The following is a 16,000-nucleotide window of genomic DNA, read 5'->3' as shown; positions in this document are numbered from 1 at the left end:
GCACGCACGAACCGAACTGGAGAAAGACATGAGCAAGCTGCCCACTGCCGAACAGATCCAGCACGACTGGGATACCCACCCGCGTTGGGAAGGCATCCAGCGCAACTACAGCGCCGCCGACGTGGTGCGCCTGCGCGGCACCGTCCACATCGAGCATTCGCTGGCCCGCCTGGGTGCCGAGAAGCTGTGGGCGTCGCTGCATGAGCGCGAGTTCGTCAACGCGCTGGGTGCACTGACCGGCAACCAGGCCATGCAGCAGGTCAAGGCCGGCCTGAAGGCGATCTACCTGTCCGGTTGGCAGGTGGCGGCCGACGCAAACCTGGCTGGCCAGATGTATCCGGACCAGTCGCTGTACCCGGCCGATTCGGTGCCGGCGGTGGTCAAGCGCATCAACAACACGCTGCTGCGCGCCGACCAGCTGCACCACGCCGAAGGCAAGGATGACATCGACTTCCTGCAGCCGATCGTGGCCGATGCCGAGGCCGGCTTCGGCGGCGTGCTCAACGCCTTTGAACTGATGAAGGCGATGATCGAGGCCGGCGCCGCCGGCGTGCACTTCGAGGACCAGCTGGCCTCGGTGAAGAAGTGCGGGCACATGGGCGGCAAGGTGCTGGTGCCGACCCGCGAGGCGATCGAGAAGCTCAACGCCGCACGCCTGGCCGCCGACGTGATGGGCGTGCCGACCCTGCTGGTCGCGCGCACCGATGCCGAAGCTGCGGATCTGCTGACCAGTGACATCGACGGCAACGACAAGCCGTTCACCACCGGTGAGCGCACCGTCGAAGGCTTCTACAAGACCCGCAACGGCCTGGACCAGGCGATCAGCCGCGGCCTGGCCTATGCGCCCTACGCCGACCTGGTGTGGTGCGAGACCGGCAAGCCGGACCTGGAATTCGCGCGCAAGTTCGCCGAGGCGATCCATGCGAAGTTCCCGGGCAAGCTGCTGGCCTACAACTGCTCGCCCAGCTTCAACTGGAAGAAGAACCTGGATGACGCCACGATTGCGAAGTTCCAGCGCGAGCTGGGCAGCTACGGCTACAAGTTCCAGTTCATCACCCTGGCCGGATTCCATGCGCTGAACTACGGCATGTTCAATCTGGCCCACGGCTACGCACGCCGCCAGATGAGCGCGTTCGTGGAACTGCAGGAAGCCGAGTTCGAAGCGGCCGAGCGCGGCTTCACTGCGGTCAAGCACCAGCGTGAGGTGGGTACCGGCTATTTCGATGCGGTGACCCAGGCGATTCAGCAGGGCCAGTCGTCGACCACCGCGCTGACCGGCTCGACCGAGGAAGAGCAGTTCCATGGCGGGCGCAGCGAACGCGCCGCGTGATCCGGTAGTGCCGGCCGCTGGCCGGCAACCCATCGATGTTTCCGAAGCCCATGCAGTTGCCGGCCAGCGGCCGGCACTACCGGGCACCGGGTGATCAGGGTGGCCAGGGAAGGGCCAGACAACGCCGGCCGGTCGGGGGACCTGCCGGCGTTGTTGTATCGATGCAAGGGGCAGCCAGCGGGCAGCGTCAATCAGGCGCACCCCGGGTTCCGGCAACTTGGCCGAAACCCTGTGAAACCCGGCATCGAATTGATACAGCAGGGGTTTTGCCCGGGCGCCCGTGACCAGAACGGGCCACCACCGATCTTCACATCAATCAAGATCGGCAGAGCGGTCAAAATGAGATAGGGCGCACACTTTAAAGCGGTGCTATGCTCCGCGGCTCACCAGGGGACGCTGGCGGCGGGTGCAGGGAATGACCGGCAGGGGTGCGGCCGAGAACAGTGATGTGACGACAGGTATCGCCCGGGTGGCGATGGCCGAGATCGTGCACGCGCTGTTGTCAGATGCCGAGGTGGCATTGTTTGCCAGATTCGCCCGCGCATGCAAGCTCCGTGCCGGACAGTGGCTGTTCCAGCGTGGTCACCGCGGCGAGCGCATGTATGTGATCCTCGAAGGCCAGATCGAACTGGACTTCGGCGAGGACCTGGTGATCAAGACACTCGGGCAGCATGAGTTCTTCGGAGAACTGGGCCTGCTGGTCGGCGACCACCTGCGCAGCGCGAGCGCGCGCGCGCTGGTCGACTGCGATGTGCTGGAACTGGGGCCGGCTGATTTCCACCGGCTGGTCGAATCCAATCCGGGCCTGGTGGCCTATTTCCTGCGCCGCACGATCATGCGCGTGCTGGCCAACGAACAGGCCCTGATCAGCCAGCTGCGCCGGCGCAACCACGATCTGGAAACCGCGCTGGACAACCTCTACATCACCACCCACCAGCTGACCCACACCCGCGAGCTGGTGCGTACCGATGAACTGACCGGCCTGCACAACCGCCGTGGCCTCACCCTGTACCTGCAGGAGTGCCGCGAGCGTGCCGAGGGGCCGCCACAGGCGCTGCTGCTGATCGACTGCGACCGCTTCAAGCAGATCAACGACCGCCACGGCCACCAGGCCGGCGACCGCGTGCTGCAGAGCATGGGCAACATCCTGCGCTCGATGGCTGGCGAACAGGATCTGGCCTGCCGGCTTGGCGGCGATGAGTTCTGCCTGATGCTGCGCCGTGGCAACCGCGAGATCGTGCAGCACGCTGCCGAGTTCATCCTCAGCGCGGTGCACGGCCTGCTCGAGCGCAGTCACGGCACGCCGCATGTAAGCCTGGTCAGCATCGGAGCCAGCCTGTTGGATGCCGACGCGGGCTGGAGTGAGTGGTATGCCAGCGCCGATCGGGCGCTGTACCGGGCCAAGCGTGATGGCGGCAACTGCCTGCGCTGGGTGGATGATCCGGACGGCCAATAGGGAGATGCAGGCGATGAATGGCGACAACGGAACGTCAGCCCCGCATAGCCCACAGCTACGCGCCCTGCTGTTCACTGATCTGTGTGATTCGCTGCAGCTGGTCGAGCGGATCGGCGACGTGGCGGCGGCGAGCCTGTTCCAGGAACACGACCGCCTGGTGCTGGTGCTGCAGCACCGCTGGAATGGCCAGCTGATCGATCGTTCGGACGGCCTGTTCATGCTGTTCGAGCGCGCCATCGATGCCCTGGGCTTCGCCCTGGACTACCAGCGTGAACTGCATGCGCTGGGCCAGCAGCGTGCGATTGAACTGCGCGCGCGTGCCGGCCTGCATGTGGGCGACGTGCTGACCTGGGAAAACAGTGCCGAGGCAGTCCGCGCCGGCGCCAAGTCGATGGAAGTGGAAGGCCTGGCCAAGCCGATGGCGGCGCGCCTGATGATGCTGGCCCGGCCCGGCCAGATCCTGTTGTCGGCGGTAGCCGAATCGCTGACCCGCCGTGCCACCGATGCGTTGGGCGAGCGCGGCACGCGCCTGTTGTGGAAGTCACACGGGCGCTGGCGCTTCAAGGGCGTGCCGGTGGTACAGGAAGTGATCGAAGTGGGCGAGATCGGCTCCGCACCGCTGCGCATGCCGCGTGCCAATGCCAAGGCCCGCCGCGACCTGCCGTTGTGGCGGCAGCCGCTGGTGCTGGCCGCCGAAGGCCTGGTGCTGGCGGTGGCGGTGCTGGGCGGCTGGCTGCTGCTGCGGCCGGAACCGGCGATCGCGTTCGCCGAGCGCGACTGGGTGGTGCTCGGTGATGTCGACAACCTCACCGGCGACTCGATCTTCGACGACTCGATGCGGCACGCGATCCGGATCGCGCTGGAGCAATCGCGCTACGTGAACGTGCTGTCGGAGGGCAAGATCCGCGAAAGCCTGGAAATGGCGCGGCTCTCGGGCGATACCCGGCTCAGCCGCGATACCGCGGCCAACGTGGCGGTGCGGGAAGGCGCGCGCGCCGTGCTGCTGCCGACGGTGCGGCAGAAGATCGGTGGCTACGAGCTGGCCATCGATGTCGCCGCACCCGGCAGCGGCCAGGTGATCCAGACGTTCACCGCCACCGTGGATCGATCCGACCAGATGGTGTTCGCGGTGGACGACGTGGTCGGGCGCCTGCGTCGCGGACTGGGCGAATCGGTGGCGAGCCTGGAACAGTCGTTGCCGCTGCCGCGGGCATCGACCCAGGACCTGCGCGCACTGCGAGCATTCGCGCTGGCGGAGAGTGCACTGGGCCAGCGTCGCTTCGAGGAGGCGCGCAACCTGTACCAGGCGGCGATCGATATCGATCCCGGTTTCGCCCTGGCCTACATGGGCGTGGCCAAACTGCATGCGCGCGTCGAGGAAGGGCGGCGTGCACGCGAAGCCATGCAGCATGCGCTGGACCTGCAGGATCGGCTGCCGCCACGCGAGCGGCTGTACCTGAAGGCCTGGATGGCCGAGCTGGAGCCGGGTGGCTGGGCGCTGGAGCAATGGCGCACGTTGGCCAAGGTCTATCCGGATTCGTTCGCGGGGCTGTCCAACACGTCCTGGTACCTGCTGCAGGCCAACCAGTTCAGCGAGGCCGAACCCTATGCGCGTGCGGCCGCAGTACCGCAGGATCCGCTGCGGCTGTATCCGCTGGTCCATCTGGTGCGGATACAGATCGCTGCCAACCAACCGCAGCTCGCTGCCGAAACGCTGGCCCAGGCGCAGGTCCTGCGCGGTCGCGATGATGCCGATGAGACCGGCGTGGATGTGCTGGTGGCGCAGGGACAGTACGCGAAGGCCGCGCAGCTGTTGCCGCAGATCCACGCCAGTGATGGACTGCAGGAGCGGATGAAGCTGCGTGCGCAGTTGTTGCTGGCTGCTGCGCAGCGCGATTGCGCGGCCATGCAGCAGGCGATACGCGAAGATGCAGCGGCGCCGACGCTGATCGACCTGCAGGTGCAGCAGCGCCTGCAGCACGCCAGCGTGGCGGCGCTGTGCCCGAGCGCTGACCGTGCCGGGCTGCAGGCCATTGCGGCGCTGCTGCAGCCGATGCTGCAGGAGCGTGATGATCCCATGCTGCATGCCCGTGGCCTGCAATGGCTGGCACTGGTCCACCTGGCGCAGCGGCAGGGCCAGTTCGAACTGGCCAGGCGCTGGCTGGACGAGCAGCGGCCCCTGCTGCGCAGCCTGCGCAGTCCGGTCGCGGACCGCTGGCTGCGCATCGTCAGCGCCATGGACGAACTGCAGATGCAGCGGCCCGAGGCTGCCCGCACCCTGATCGAGCCGATGCTCGATGGCAGCGAGCCGGTGCAGGCACACGTCGTGCTGCTGCTCGCGGTGCGCGCACAGGGCAATGAAGCCGCGGTACGCCGCCAGCAGGCCTGGCTGGCCCAACATCGCGGCCAGGCCATTGCCGAGGTCACCGCCATGCAGGTCTGGCAACCGCTGAACGTGCATGACGTCTCCACGTGGGCTACGCCGGCCACGGCCGGCGCGCCCTGATGGCGGGTCAGCCGTCGATGCGCTCGCCGACCTTGCCGGCTTCGAAGCAGAACACCACGGTCATGGCCGCCACCGACCCGGACAGGTGGGCCTGCAGCCCGTCACGCACCTGGCTCAGCTCTTCGACCGAGGCCAGGGTGCCGATCTTCATGCAGTCGTTCTCGCCAACGGCACCGTCCAGCCCGATCGAGGCCAGCGCCTTGGCAGGCGACGCGGTGAAGTGGCTGCGGAAGTCGTCATTGCCGATCAGGTGGTCCAGCAGGAGGCTGGCGTCTGCGGCGGAAAGGCGGGGATGGGTGCTCATGGGGATCGTCCGTAGGTGGAGTGTCTCGTATCGGCCGCGACAGCCTGCCATTGAGGGCCGCGCTGTGCACATCGCTAAAGTTGGCCGCGCCGCGGTCGTTGCTGCTATGCCGGTTGTGCGGCAGAAGGAAGGAAACCCATGCGCCTGCGCCGCTGCGCCAGCCTGATGTTCGAGCCCCGCGAGGCGGTCACCCTGGACCTGCGCGCGATGCTGGCCGGCCACGCCGAGATGGACAGCCAGATCAGCTGGGTGGCGCTGGCCGCGCATCTGGACCAGCCACTGCCGGTGGATGCCGAGGAGCGCCAGCTGCTGGGCGAGCTCAGCGCGCACCGCTGGAGCGAACCGCCCGCCGATGCCTCCCCGGCGATGCTGGCCCGCCTGGTCGAGCAGGGCCTGCTGCTGACCGACCCGCCGAGCGAGGTGGGGCACCAGCTGCGCGACGAGGCGCTGCGGCGCAGCCAGTGGTGGCCGCTGGCTGCACTGGCCCATCGCCATGCACGCTGGCAGGCCGTGGACAGCGTGGAGGACATGCGCCGGCAGGGGTTGGACACCGCTGCCGGCCTGCGCCAGCGCCTCGGGCCGCCGCCGCCGGTGGTGCAGCCCATGCAGGGCGACTACCAGCCGCTGCCGCGCAGCGAAGAGGCCGCGTTCGACGCACTGCTGGCGCGCCGCACCACCTGCCGCAATTTCGACCCGCAGCGCGCGCTGCCGCTGCCGTTGCTGGCCCAGGTGCTGCAACGCACGCTGATGGCGCACGCGGTGCAGAAGGTCGAGCGCGATACCGAGTTCCTGAAGAAGAACGTGCCTTCCGGTGGCGGCCTGCATCCCACCGAAGGCTTCCTGCTGGTGCAGAACGTGGAAGGACTGGCACCGGGCCTGTACCACTACCACCCGGTGCAGCACGCCGTGCTGCCGCTGCCCTCGCCGCCGCCTGATGCATTGCCCGCGCTGGCACGGCGGATGCTGTCCGGTCAGGCGTGGTTCGCCGATGCACCGGCGCTGCTGGTGCTGGCGCCGCGCTATGACCGCTGCTTCTGGAAGTACCGCAACCACGCCAAGGCGCATCGTGCGGTGACGCTGGATGTCGGCCACATCTCGCAGCTGCTGTACCTGTGCGCGACCGAGCGCGGCCTGGCCGCCTTCGTCACCGCAGCCATCAACGATGCCGATGTCGATCGCGCCTTCGGCTTCGATGGCATCGGCCAGAGCGCGATGGCCATCTGCGGCCTGGGCTGGCGCAGTGCCACATTGGACACGGCCGAATTCGATCCCGCTGGTCGGGTGACGGCGGGCGACGACCGCTGAGCGACCGTCGCCCCGGCGTTCACGCCGCTTCGAAGTCCACCAGCACCGCGCCGTCGTTGACCTGGTCACCGGCCTTGGCGCGGTAGCCCTTCACCGTGCCGTCGGCCGGCGCCTGCAGGGTGTGCTCCATCTTCATTGCTTCCAGCACCACCAGCGGCGTGCCGCGCTTGACCTCGGTACCGGCGGCGACCAGCGTGGCCACGATCTTCCCGGGCATCGGTGCCAGCAGGCTGCCGGCATCGGCCACGGCGTGGTCCGATTCGCTCACCGGATCATGCAGGGTGAAACGGTGCTGGCCGTCGGTGCCGAACAGGTACAGCTGGTCACCCTCGCGCAGCAGCTGCAGTGTCCAGCGGCGCCCGCCCAGCTGTACCGCCAGCCCGCGCACATCGGCGGTGCCGATCACCTGCACGGGTGCCGCGTCATCGCACTGCACGCGCCAGCCATCGGCCTGCGCCCACACCTTCAGCGTGTGCCGGCATTCGCCCTGCTGCAGCGGCAGCACGCGCGGCGCGGGCGCGCCAAGGCGCCAGCCGTCCTGCGCCTGCCACGGCGAATGCGGGTCGCGCGCGTCGCTGGCTGCACCTGCAGTAGTGGCCACGGCGGCCACCGCCGCCAGCAGCCACAGCGCATCATCGCTGTCACCCACCCGGGCCAATGCGGCCTGCTCGCGCTCGATCAGCGCGGTATCCAGCTTGGCGTGGGTAAACGAATCGGTGTTCACCAGGCGGCGCAGGAAGCCGGCATTGGTGGTCACGCCCACTACCTGGCAGTCGGCCAGGGCCTGGCTCATGCGGCGCAGCGCGGCGTCGCGGTCCACGTCCCAGACGATCAGCTTGGCAATCATGGGATCGTAGTACGGCGTGATGCTGTCGCCTTCCTCGACACCGGTATCCACGCGCACATGAGTCGACGGCGCCGGCAGGCGCAGGCGGCGCAGGAGGCCGGTGGACGGCAGGAAACCACGGTCGGCGTCTTCGGCATACAGCCGCGCCTCGATGGCGTGGCCGTGGATCGCCAGCTGCTCCTGGCGCAGCGGCAGCGGCTGGCCCGAGGCTACGCGCAGCTGCCACTCCACCAGGTCGGTGCCGGTGATGTACTCGGTGACCGGATGCTCGACCTGCAGGCGGGTGTTCATTTCCATGAAGTAGAAATCGCCGTCAGGGCCGGCGATGAACTCCACCGTGCCGGCACCGACGTAGCCCACCGCGCGCGCGGCATCGACCGCGGCCTTGCCCATCGCAGCACGACGTTCGGGGCTCATGCCGGGGGCGGGCGCTTCTTCCAGCACCTTCTGGTGGCGGCGCTGCACTGAGCAGTCGCGCTCGAACAGGTAGACCGCATCACCGTGGCTGTCGCCGAACACCTGGATCTCGATATGGCGCGGGCGCTCGACGTACTTCTCGACCAGCACATGGTGGTTGCCGAATGCCGAGGCGGCCTCGCGCTGGCAGCTGGCCAGTGCATCGACGAAGTCCTCGCTGCGTTCGACCTTGCGCATGCCCTTGCCACCGCCACCGGCGCTGGCCTTGATCAGTACCGGGTAGCCGATGGCATCGGCCTGCGCGCGCAGGAACGCCGGCTCCTGCTGGTCGCCGTGGTAGCCCGGCGTCAGTGGCACACCGGCCTTGGCCATCAACGCCTTGGCCGCGCTCTTGTCACCCATCGCGCGGATCGCGCTGGCCGGCGGCCCGATGAAGGTGACGCCGGCGGCGGCGCAGGCATCGGCGAAGTCGGCATTCTCGGACAGGAAGCCGTAACCGGGGTGGATCGCCTGCGCGCCGGTCAGGCGTGCGGCGTCGAGCAGGGCGTCGCCGCGCAGGTAGCTCTCACGCGCGGCGGCCGGGCCGATGTGGATGGCCTCGTCGGCCAGGCGTACGTGGCGTGCATTGCGGTCGGCATCGGAATACACCGCCACGGTGGCGATGCCGAGGCGGCGGCAGGTGGCGATGACGCGGCAGGCGATTTCGCCGCGGTTGGCGATCAGGACTTTGGTGAACATGGCAACAGGCTCGGTCATGGCACGGGTTACATGCGGAACACGCCGAAGCGCGTCTGCTGCGGGGCGGCGTTGAGGCTGGCCGACAGCGCCAGCGCCAGCACCCGGCGGGTGTCGGCCGGATCGATCACGCCGTCGTCCCACAGGCGCGCGCTGGCGTAGTACGGGTGGCCCTGCTGCTCGAACTGGTCGCGGATCGGCGCCTTGAACGCGTCTTCCTCCGCTGCCGGCCACTGGCCGCCCTTGGCCTCGATGCCATCGCGCTTGACCGTGGCCAGCACGCTGGCGGCCTGTTCGCCACCCATCACGCCGATGCGCGCGTTCGGCCACATCCACAGGAAGTTGGGCGAATAGGCGCGGCCGCACATGCCGTAGTTGCCCGCACCGAACGAGCCACCGATCACCACGGTGAACTTGGGTACCTTGGCGCAGGCCACCGCCATCACCAGCTTGGCCCCGTCCTTGGCGATGCCGCCCTGTTCGTACTTGCGGCCGACCATGAAGCCGGTGATGTTCTGCAGGAACACCAGCGGGATGTTGCGCTGGGTGCACAGCTCGATGAAGTGCGCGCCCTTCAGTGCCGACTCGGAGAACAGGATGCCGTTGTTGGCGATGATGCCGATCGGGTAGCCGTTCAGATGGGCGAAGCCGGTGACCAGCGTTGCGCCGTAGCGCGGCTTGAATTCGTCGAAGCGCGAGCCGTCCACCAGTCGCGCGATCACTTCGCGTACGTCGTAGGGCTTGCGCGTATCGGCCGGGATCACGCCGTACAGTTCGTGCGCTGGCAGCAGCGGTTCTTCGCTGGCCTGCACCGCCATCGCCGGTTCCGGCTTGCGCCAGTTGAGCTGGGCGATGATCGCGCGCACCCGTGCCAGCGCCTGCAGGTCGTTGTCGGCCATGTGGTCAGCCACGCCGGAGATGCGCGTGTGCACATCGGCACCACCCAGTTCCTCGGCCGTCACCACTTCGCCGGTGGCCGCCTTCACCAGCGGCGGGCCGCCGAGGAAGATCGTGCCCTGCTCGCGCACGATCACCGTCTCGTCGCTCATCGCGGGCACATAGGCACCACCAGCGGTGCAGCTGCCCATCACGCAGGCGATCTGCGGAATGCCCTGCGCCGACAGGTTGGCCTGGTTGTAGAAGATGCGGCCGAAATGGTCGCGGTCGGGAAAGACTTCGTCCTGCAGCGGCAGGAACGCGCCACCGGAATCGACCAGGTAGATGCACGGCAGGTGGTTCTGCTCGGCGATCTCCTGCGCGCGCAGGTGCTTCTTCACCGTCATCGGGTAGTAGGTGCCGCCCTTGACCGTGGCATCGTTGGCCACGATCACGCATTCCACGCCGCTCACGCGGCCGATGCCGGCCACTACGCCAGCGGCCGGCACGGCGTCTTCGTACATGCCGTGCGCGGCCAGCGGCGCGATTTCCAGGAACGCGCTGCCCGGGTCGAGCAGGGCGTCGATGCGGTCGCGCACCAGCAGCTTGCCGCGCGCGGTGTGCTTGGCGCGTGCGGCTTCGCTGCCACCCAGCGCGGTGCGGGCGAGGGTGGCATGCAGGTCGTCGACCACGGCCTGCATGGCCGCGCGGTTGCTTTCAAACGTTTCGCTGCCCGGTTGCAGCTGGGTGCTCAATACGGTCATCGCAGTGGCCTTACAGGGTGCGCTGGAACAGTTCGCGGCCGATCAGCATGCGGCGGATCTCGGACGTGCCGGCGCCGATCTCATACAGCTTGGCATCGCGCCACAAGCGGCCGGTCGGGTATTCGTTGATGTAGCCGTTGCCGCCCAGGATCTGGATCGCCTGACCGGTCAGCCAGGTGGCCTTCTCGGCGGCGTACAGGATGGCACCGGCGGCGTCCTGGCGGGTGGTGCGGCCCTGGTCGCAGGCGCGTGCCACGGCATAGACATACGCGCGGCAGGCACCCAGGCCCACGTACATGTCGGCGATCTTGGCCTGGATCAGCTGGAAGCTGCCGATCGGCTCGCCGAACTGGTGGCGCTCGTGCACATACGGCATCACCACGTCCATGGCCGCGGCCATCAGGCCCAGCGGGCCACCGGACAGCACCACGCGCTCGTAGTCCAGGCCGGACATCAGCACGCGCACGCCACCGCCAACCTGGCCCAGCACGTTCTCTTCAGGAATCTCGCAATCCTGGAACACCAGCTCGCAGGTGGGCGAAGAACGCATGCCCAGCTTGTCCAGCTTCTGCGCGGTGGAAAAGCCCTTCATGCCCTTCTCGACCAGGAACGCGGTGATGCCCTTGGCGCCGGCCTCCATGTCGGTCTTGGCATAGACCACCAGCACGTCGGCATCCGGGCCGTTGGTGATCCACATCTTGTTGCCGTTGAGCACGTAGCGGTCGCCGCGCTTGTCCGCGCGCAGCTTCATCGACACCACGTCCGAACCGGCCCCCGGCTCGCTCATCGCCAGCGCGCCGACCAGGCTGCCGTTGCACAGTCCGGGCAGGAAGCGCTGCTTCTGTTCTTCGTTGCCGTTCTTGCGCAGCTGGTTCACGCACAGGTTGGAGTGCGCGCCATAGGACAGGCCGATGCCGCCGGAGGCACGCGAGATTTCCTCCATCGCCACCACGTGGGCCAGGTAGCCCATGCCGGTGCCACCGTATGCTTCTTCCACGGTGAGGCCGAGCAGGCCCTGTTCGCCCAGCTTCGGCCACAGCGCCAGCGGGAACTGGTTGCTGGCATCGGCCTCGGCGGCCAGCGGCGCGACCTCGGCGGCGGCAAAATGGGCCACGCTCTGGCGCAGCAGGTCGATGTCTTCGCCAAGATCGAAGTTCAGGGATGGCACGTGCATTGTGGTGGCTCCACGGCGGGATGGCAGGAATGGACGCACCCGGCGGGGGAGTGGGCGGCGGTCTGCAGGACCGTCACCCACACGGGCGATGGCCCCAGCGTAGCGGGGTTCGGGTAAGAAGTGAATACGAATTCAAAAATTGAAACTAGAATCAGAACATGGCCTATAAACGCTCTGCATTGATGGAAGAACGCCTGGCGGGCGCCCGTGAACGGATCCTGCTGGCCACCCGCGCGCTGGTCGCCACTGGCGGCTGGCGCAATGCCCCGGTGACTGCGGTGGCAACCCAGGCGGGGGTGTCCACCGGCCTGATCTACCGGCATTTCCCGTCCAAGGCAGAGCTGTTCGTGGAAGTCCTCAATGCCGCCGTGGCCCACGAGGTCGCGATCATGGAGCGGATCGCCAGTGGCCCGGAGGCGGCCAGCGAGCGGCTGCGGCTGGCGATCACTGCCTTCGTCCGCCGTGCCCTGGCCGGGCCGGGGCTCGCGCACGCCTTCATCGTCGAACCGGTCGACCCGGATGTGGAAGCCGAGCGCATGCGCGGTCGTCGCGCCTTCGGCGACGTGTTCCTGCGGCTGGTGGAGGAGGGCGTGGCGGCCGGTGAGCTGCCGGCGCAGGACGCGCATGTGGCCGCTGCGTGCCTGGTCGGCGCCTTCACCGAAGCGATGGTCGGCCCGACCGCACCCAGCCGCGAAGCGCACCGCGACGAAGACGCGCTGGTGGATGCGATCTGCAGCTTCTGCCTGCGCGCGATCGGCGCCCCGGCAATCCGGTAGCGCCGGGCCATGCCCGGCGGCTGTTGCCATCCTCGACCGTTGTTGCCGCGCTTCGCGCTCGCCGGGCACGGCCCGGCGCTACCCGCATGCGGCCACGGCCGCATGCTGCGCCGCATCAGCAGTGACGCCTGTTGTCGCACGCAAAGTGCGTTCTATACTCGGCCCATCACGCAGTCGCTCAGCCGTGGTCCAACGACTATCAGCCAGGGGTAACGAAGAGTGCGGAATTACGATCTGGAGTTCCTGAAACGCTTCTCCATGGTGATCGCGCTGCTGGCGACCATCACCCTCGGCCTCATCCTCCTTGCCGCCTACATCCACACCCGGATTCCGCCCGAGGTGTCGCCGACCGCGGCCAAACGCACCGAACAGCGCATCTCGCCGACCGGTGCAGTCTACGCCGGCAGCACCGGCGCCGCCGCGCAGGCTGCCGCCAAGGCCGCCGCGCTGGCCAAGGCCGCGTCGCAGGTGGCCTACGGCGGCACCAAGGATGGCAAGGTGATCTTCGACAACCTGTGCACCGCCTGCCACACCACCGGCGTGGGCATGGCACCGACGCTGGACCATTCGCACTGGGACAAGCGCATCGCGCAGGGCAAGGACACGCTCTACAAGCACGCCATCGAGGGCTATACCGGCCCCGACGGCGGCATCATGCCGCCCAAGGGCGGCAACCCGGCACTGACCGAAGAACAGATCCATGCCACCGTGGACTGGATGCTGGGCAACCTGAAATAGCCGCCGCAACGCGCCGCTTCCTGTAGAGCCGAGCCCACGCTCGGCTGCTCTGCGCACGGTGTGGCCAGGCGCAGCCGAGCGTGGGCTCGGCTCTACCACCTACTGAGCTTTGCCCACCGAGGCCTGATCGCTCATATGCCCCCGCTGCGCAGGCGGCGTTTCGCATTTCAGGGTTAGTCTGTGCGCCTCTTCCATGGAGTCGCCCGTCGATGCGCCGCCGTTCCCTCGCCCTTGCCCTGTCCCTGCTGCTGCCGGCCAGCGCCTTTGCCCAGGCCCAGCCGCAGGTCGCGCCGGTCGCGGCGCCCGCCGCGCGCAGCAGCGCCACCGTGGTGCTGACCGCCGCGCCGGCCGACTGGCGCGCGCTGGATGGTCAGCGGGTGCGCATCGCCGCACCGCTGACCCTGGCCGGTACCGACGGCCTGGAGCGCTTCGGCCAGCTCACCGTAGCCTTCGATGGTCGCCTCTGGCAGCCGACCGAAGTGGCCGCGCCGGGTACTGCCGGCTATGAGCAGGTGATGGCCGACAACCAGCGCCGCCGCCTGGTGCTGGAAGATGGCAGTGATGCCCGAGACCCCGCCAGCGTGGCGTACCTGCCGGGCAGCCCCGTGCTGCGCACCGGCATGCAGCTGCGCGACGTGCAGGGCATCGTGCGCATGGACGCGCAGGGCCATCCGCGCCTGCAGGTCGAAGGTGTGCTGAAACTGCCGGAACTCAGGCGCCCGGCGGTGCCGACGGTGCCGGGCAGCCTGCACGTGGCCGCCTTCAACCTGGAGAACTTCTTCAACGGTGATGGCCAGGGCGGCGGCTTCCCGACCCTGCGCGGCGCCCGCACGCTGGACGAGCACAAGGCGCAGGTGGCCAAGCTGGTCGCCACGGTCAACGCGCTGGGCGCCGACGTCGCCGCGCTGATGGAGCTGGAGAACGACGGCTACGGCCCGCAGTCGGCCATCGCCGAACTGGTCGATGCGCTCAACCGTGACCGCGGCGCGCAGGGCGACTGGCGCTTCGTCGATGCCGGCAACGGCCCCGGCGACAACCCGATCCGGGTCGGCATCATCTACCGCAGCTCACGCCTGCAGCCGGTCGGCACGCCGGCTACGTTGACCGGCGGCCCATTCGTCGAGCACAGCCGCGTGCCGCTGGCGCAGGCCTTCCAGGGCAAGCAGGGCGCGCCGTTCGTGGTGGTGGCCAATCACTTCAAGTCGAAGGGCTGCCGCGACGCCAGCGGCGCCGACGCCGATCGCAACGACAACCAGGGCTGCTGGAACGCCACCCGCATGACCTCGGCGCAGCAGCTGCATGCCTGGCTGCAGACGGATCCGACCGGTACCGGTACAAAGGACGCGGTGCTGCTCGGCGATTTCAATGCCTACGCGATGGAAGACCCGATCCGCACCCTGCACGACCTGGGCTGGCAGGACGCGTTCAAGGTCGCCAAGGCCGAGCATCCCTACAGCTACGTCTACAACGGCTACACCGGCCGCCTCGACCACGCGCTGCTGAGCCCGGGCATGGCCAGGCGCCTGCGCGGTGCCGCCGAATGGCACAGCAATGCCGATGAGCAGGACGCCAGCGGTTATCAGGGCCGCAACGTGCAGGGCCCGTGGCGCAGCTCCGACCACGACCCGCTGCTGCTGGGTTTCGACAGATAGGGTTCGCCGGGGATCTGCTCTGGGAGCGACCTTGATCGGCACGGATCCTGCTGTTGCTTTTTATCCTCCAGTCCGCCTTCAAGCGAGCCGAGAAGCGCAGGGTACCGGTGCACAGCACCGGCTCGCGGCTGGCGGCGCGTTTCTTTTGGTCACTTTTCTTTTCGCGCGAAAAGAAAAGTGACATCCCTCCGCGGGCGCGGAAATGGCCCGCCGCGACCAATGCTCACCCCCAGGCGATCAGTCCGATCGCCAGCACCGCCAGCGCCAAACCGGCACGGTTCCACTTCGTGGTGGCCTCGCCGAAGGCAAACACGCCCACCAGTGCACCCAGCACCACCACGCCGATGTTCATGCCTGCGAACACGGTGGCCGGGTTGTCCGGCATCGACTGGTGCGCATGCACATAGAACAGGATGTTGCCGCCATTGAGCAGGCCCAGCAGCGCGCCTGCGCCCAGGTTCCGCCAGGCCAGCCGGCTGCGGCCACGCGCATGCCGCCACAGCTGCAGGGCCAGCATCAGCACGAAGGCCACGCTGAAGCTGGCCAGCACCGCCGCCATCGACGGCGTGCCGGACAGCGCCACCTGCTTGAGCAGCACGTCCACCACCGCAAACCCGGCCCATACCCCCAGCAGCCAGCCCCAGCCGCCGGGCGAGGACGCGACCACCGGCCCGCGTGGGCGCAGGCTGATCGCCACCATCGCCAACAGGCCCAGGCCGAGCCCGGCCAGCTTCCACGGCGTGGCGGTCTGGCCGAAGAACAGGAACGCGGCGGCCAGTGACAGCAGCAGCGACAAGCGCTGCGCCACGTCACTGCGGACGATGCCGGCCACCGCCACCGCTCGGCCCAGCACCAGGAAGATCGACGGCAGCACCACCGCCAGCGCCAGCAACGACAGCCACGGGGCATGTGGCGCGCGCAGCGCATCGAGTGGCGGCCGCAGTACCGCGGCGGTGAGCGTTGCCGCCACCAGATAGTTCCAGGTGACCATCTGCGCGACATCCAGCTGGCGGCGTCCAGCCACCTTCAACACCACCGAAACCAGCACGCTGCAGATCACGGCCAAAGACAGGTAGAGCATGGGGCGGGCACAGGGCAGGGGCGGGGGACGGTATCATGG

Annotated in this window: 12 protein-coding genes; 7 read left to right on the top strand and 5 right to left on the bottom strand. The window is 68.3% G+C overall.

The genetic code is table 11. The annotated features are described in order from the left end of the window. Positions 1-28 precede the first annotated feature (28 nt). The 3 genes from aceA (at position 29) to AC5P5V_RS04840 (ending at position 5,292) form a co-directional block, all read left to right on the top strand. Positions 29-1,330, top strand: a complete 1,302-nt coding sequence (gene aceA, locus AC5P5V_RS04850) for an isocitrate lyase (RefSeq protein ID WP_111201766.1) — start codon at positions 29-31, stop codon at positions 1,328-1,330. Positions 1,331-1,745: 415 nt separating this feature from the next. Next, a complete protein-coding gene (locus tag AC5P5V_RS04845) occupies positions 1,746-2,786 on the top strand; it encodes a GGDEF domain-containing protein (protein WP_061480263.1) in 1,041 nt (346 codons plus the stop codon). A 13-nt stretch (positions 2,787-2,799) separates the two neighbouring features. Then, a complete protein-coding gene (locus tag AC5P5V_RS04840; protein WP_231352465.1) occupies positions 2,800-5,292 on the top strand; it encodes a putative peptide modification system cyclase in 2,493 nt (830 codons plus the stop codon). A 7-nt stretch (positions 5,293-5,299) separates the two neighbouring features. Here the strand turns inward: AC5P5V_RS04840 and AC5P5V_RS04835 are convergent, their stop codons facing one another. Next, positions 5,300-5,596 (bottom strand): NHLP-related RiPP peptide, encoded by a 297-nt coding sequence (locus AC5P5V_RS04835; RefSeq protein ID WP_005420725.1) that lies wholly within the window; start codon positions 5,594-5,596, stop codon positions 5,300-5,302. 138 nt (positions 5,597-5,734) lie between these two features. Between AC5P5V_RS04835 and AC5P5V_RS04830 the strand changes: the two genes are divergently transcribed. Then, positions 5,735-6,901: a putative peptide maturation dehydrogenase gene (locus AC5P5V_RS04830; protein WP_061480265.1), complete on the top strand. Its 1,167-nt coding sequence runs from the start codon at positions 5,735-5,737 to the stop codon at positions 6,899-6,901. 19 nt (positions 6,902-6,920) lie between these two features. Here the strand turns inward: AC5P5V_RS04830 and AC5P5V_RS04825 are convergent, their stop codons facing one another. From AC5P5V_RS04825 to AC5P5V_RS04815, 3 genes are read right to left on the bottom strand one after another with little or no spacing between them, the layout of a single operon-like run. Continuing rightward, positions 6,921-8,903 carry an acetyl-CoA carboxylase biotin carboxylase subunit gene (locus tag AC5P5V_RS04825; protein ID WP_231352466.1) on the bottom strand — a complete coding sequence of 661 codons (1,983 nt, stop codon included), beginning with the start codon at positions 8,901-8,903 and terminating at the stop codon, positions 6,921-6,923. Between the two features lie 26 nt (positions 8,904-8,929). Beyond that, the gene (locus AC5P5V_RS04820) at positions 8,930-10,540 is read right to left on the bottom strand and encodes a carboxyl transferase domain-containing protein (protein WP_134969390.1); all 1,611 of its coding nucleotides are present in this window, start codon (positions 10,538-10,540) and stop codon (positions 8,930-8,932) included. A gap of 10 nt (positions 10,541-10,550) precedes the next feature. Then, on the bottom strand, positions 10,551-11,714 hold the full coding sequence (locus tag AC5P5V_RS04815; protein WP_014035590.1) for an isovaleryl-CoA dehydrogenase: 1,164 nt from the start codon (positions 11,712-11,714) through the stop codon (positions 10,551-10,553). A 158-nt stretch (positions 11,715-11,872) separates the two neighbouring features. Here AC5P5V_RS04815 and AC5P5V_RS04810 point away from each other — a divergent pair, with 158 nt between their 5' ends. From AC5P5V_RS04810 to AC5P5V_RS04800, 3 genes are all read left to right on the top strand, one after another. Further along, complete coding sequence (locus AC5P5V_RS04810; protein WP_061480267.1) at positions 11,873-12,490, top strand: TetR/AcrR family transcriptional regulator; 618 nt, start codon at positions 11,873-11,875, stop codon at positions 12,488-12,490. Between the two features lie 219 nt (positions 12,491-12,709). Then, a complete protein-coding gene (locus tag AC5P5V_RS04805) occupies positions 12,710-13,228 on the top strand; it encodes a c-type cytochrome (protein WP_005407662.1) in 519 nt (172 codons plus the stop codon). A gap of 209 nt (positions 13,229-13,437) precedes the next feature. After that, entirely contained in the window at positions 13,438-14,880 is a 1,443-nt protein-coding gene (locus AC5P5V_RS04800) for an ExeM/NucH family extracellular endonuclease (RefSeq protein ID WP_061480268.1), read from the top strand. A gap of 223 nt (positions 14,881-15,103) precedes the next feature. Here AC5P5V_RS04800 and AC5P5V_RS04795 read toward each other — a convergent pair whose 3' ends face one another. After that, positions 15,104-15,961 (bottom strand): EamA family transporter, encoded by an 858-nt coding sequence (locus AC5P5V_RS04795; protein ID WP_061480269.1) that lies wholly within the window; start codon positions 15,959-15,961, stop codon positions 15,104-15,106. Between the last annotated feature and the right edge of the window lie 39 nt (positions 15,962-16,000).

Source organism: Stenotrophomonas sp. YJH_SMC_130, assembly GCF_059369035.1.
Note: the sequence above shows the minus strand (reverse complement) of the source record. Positions and strands in the feature narration are given on the sequence as shown.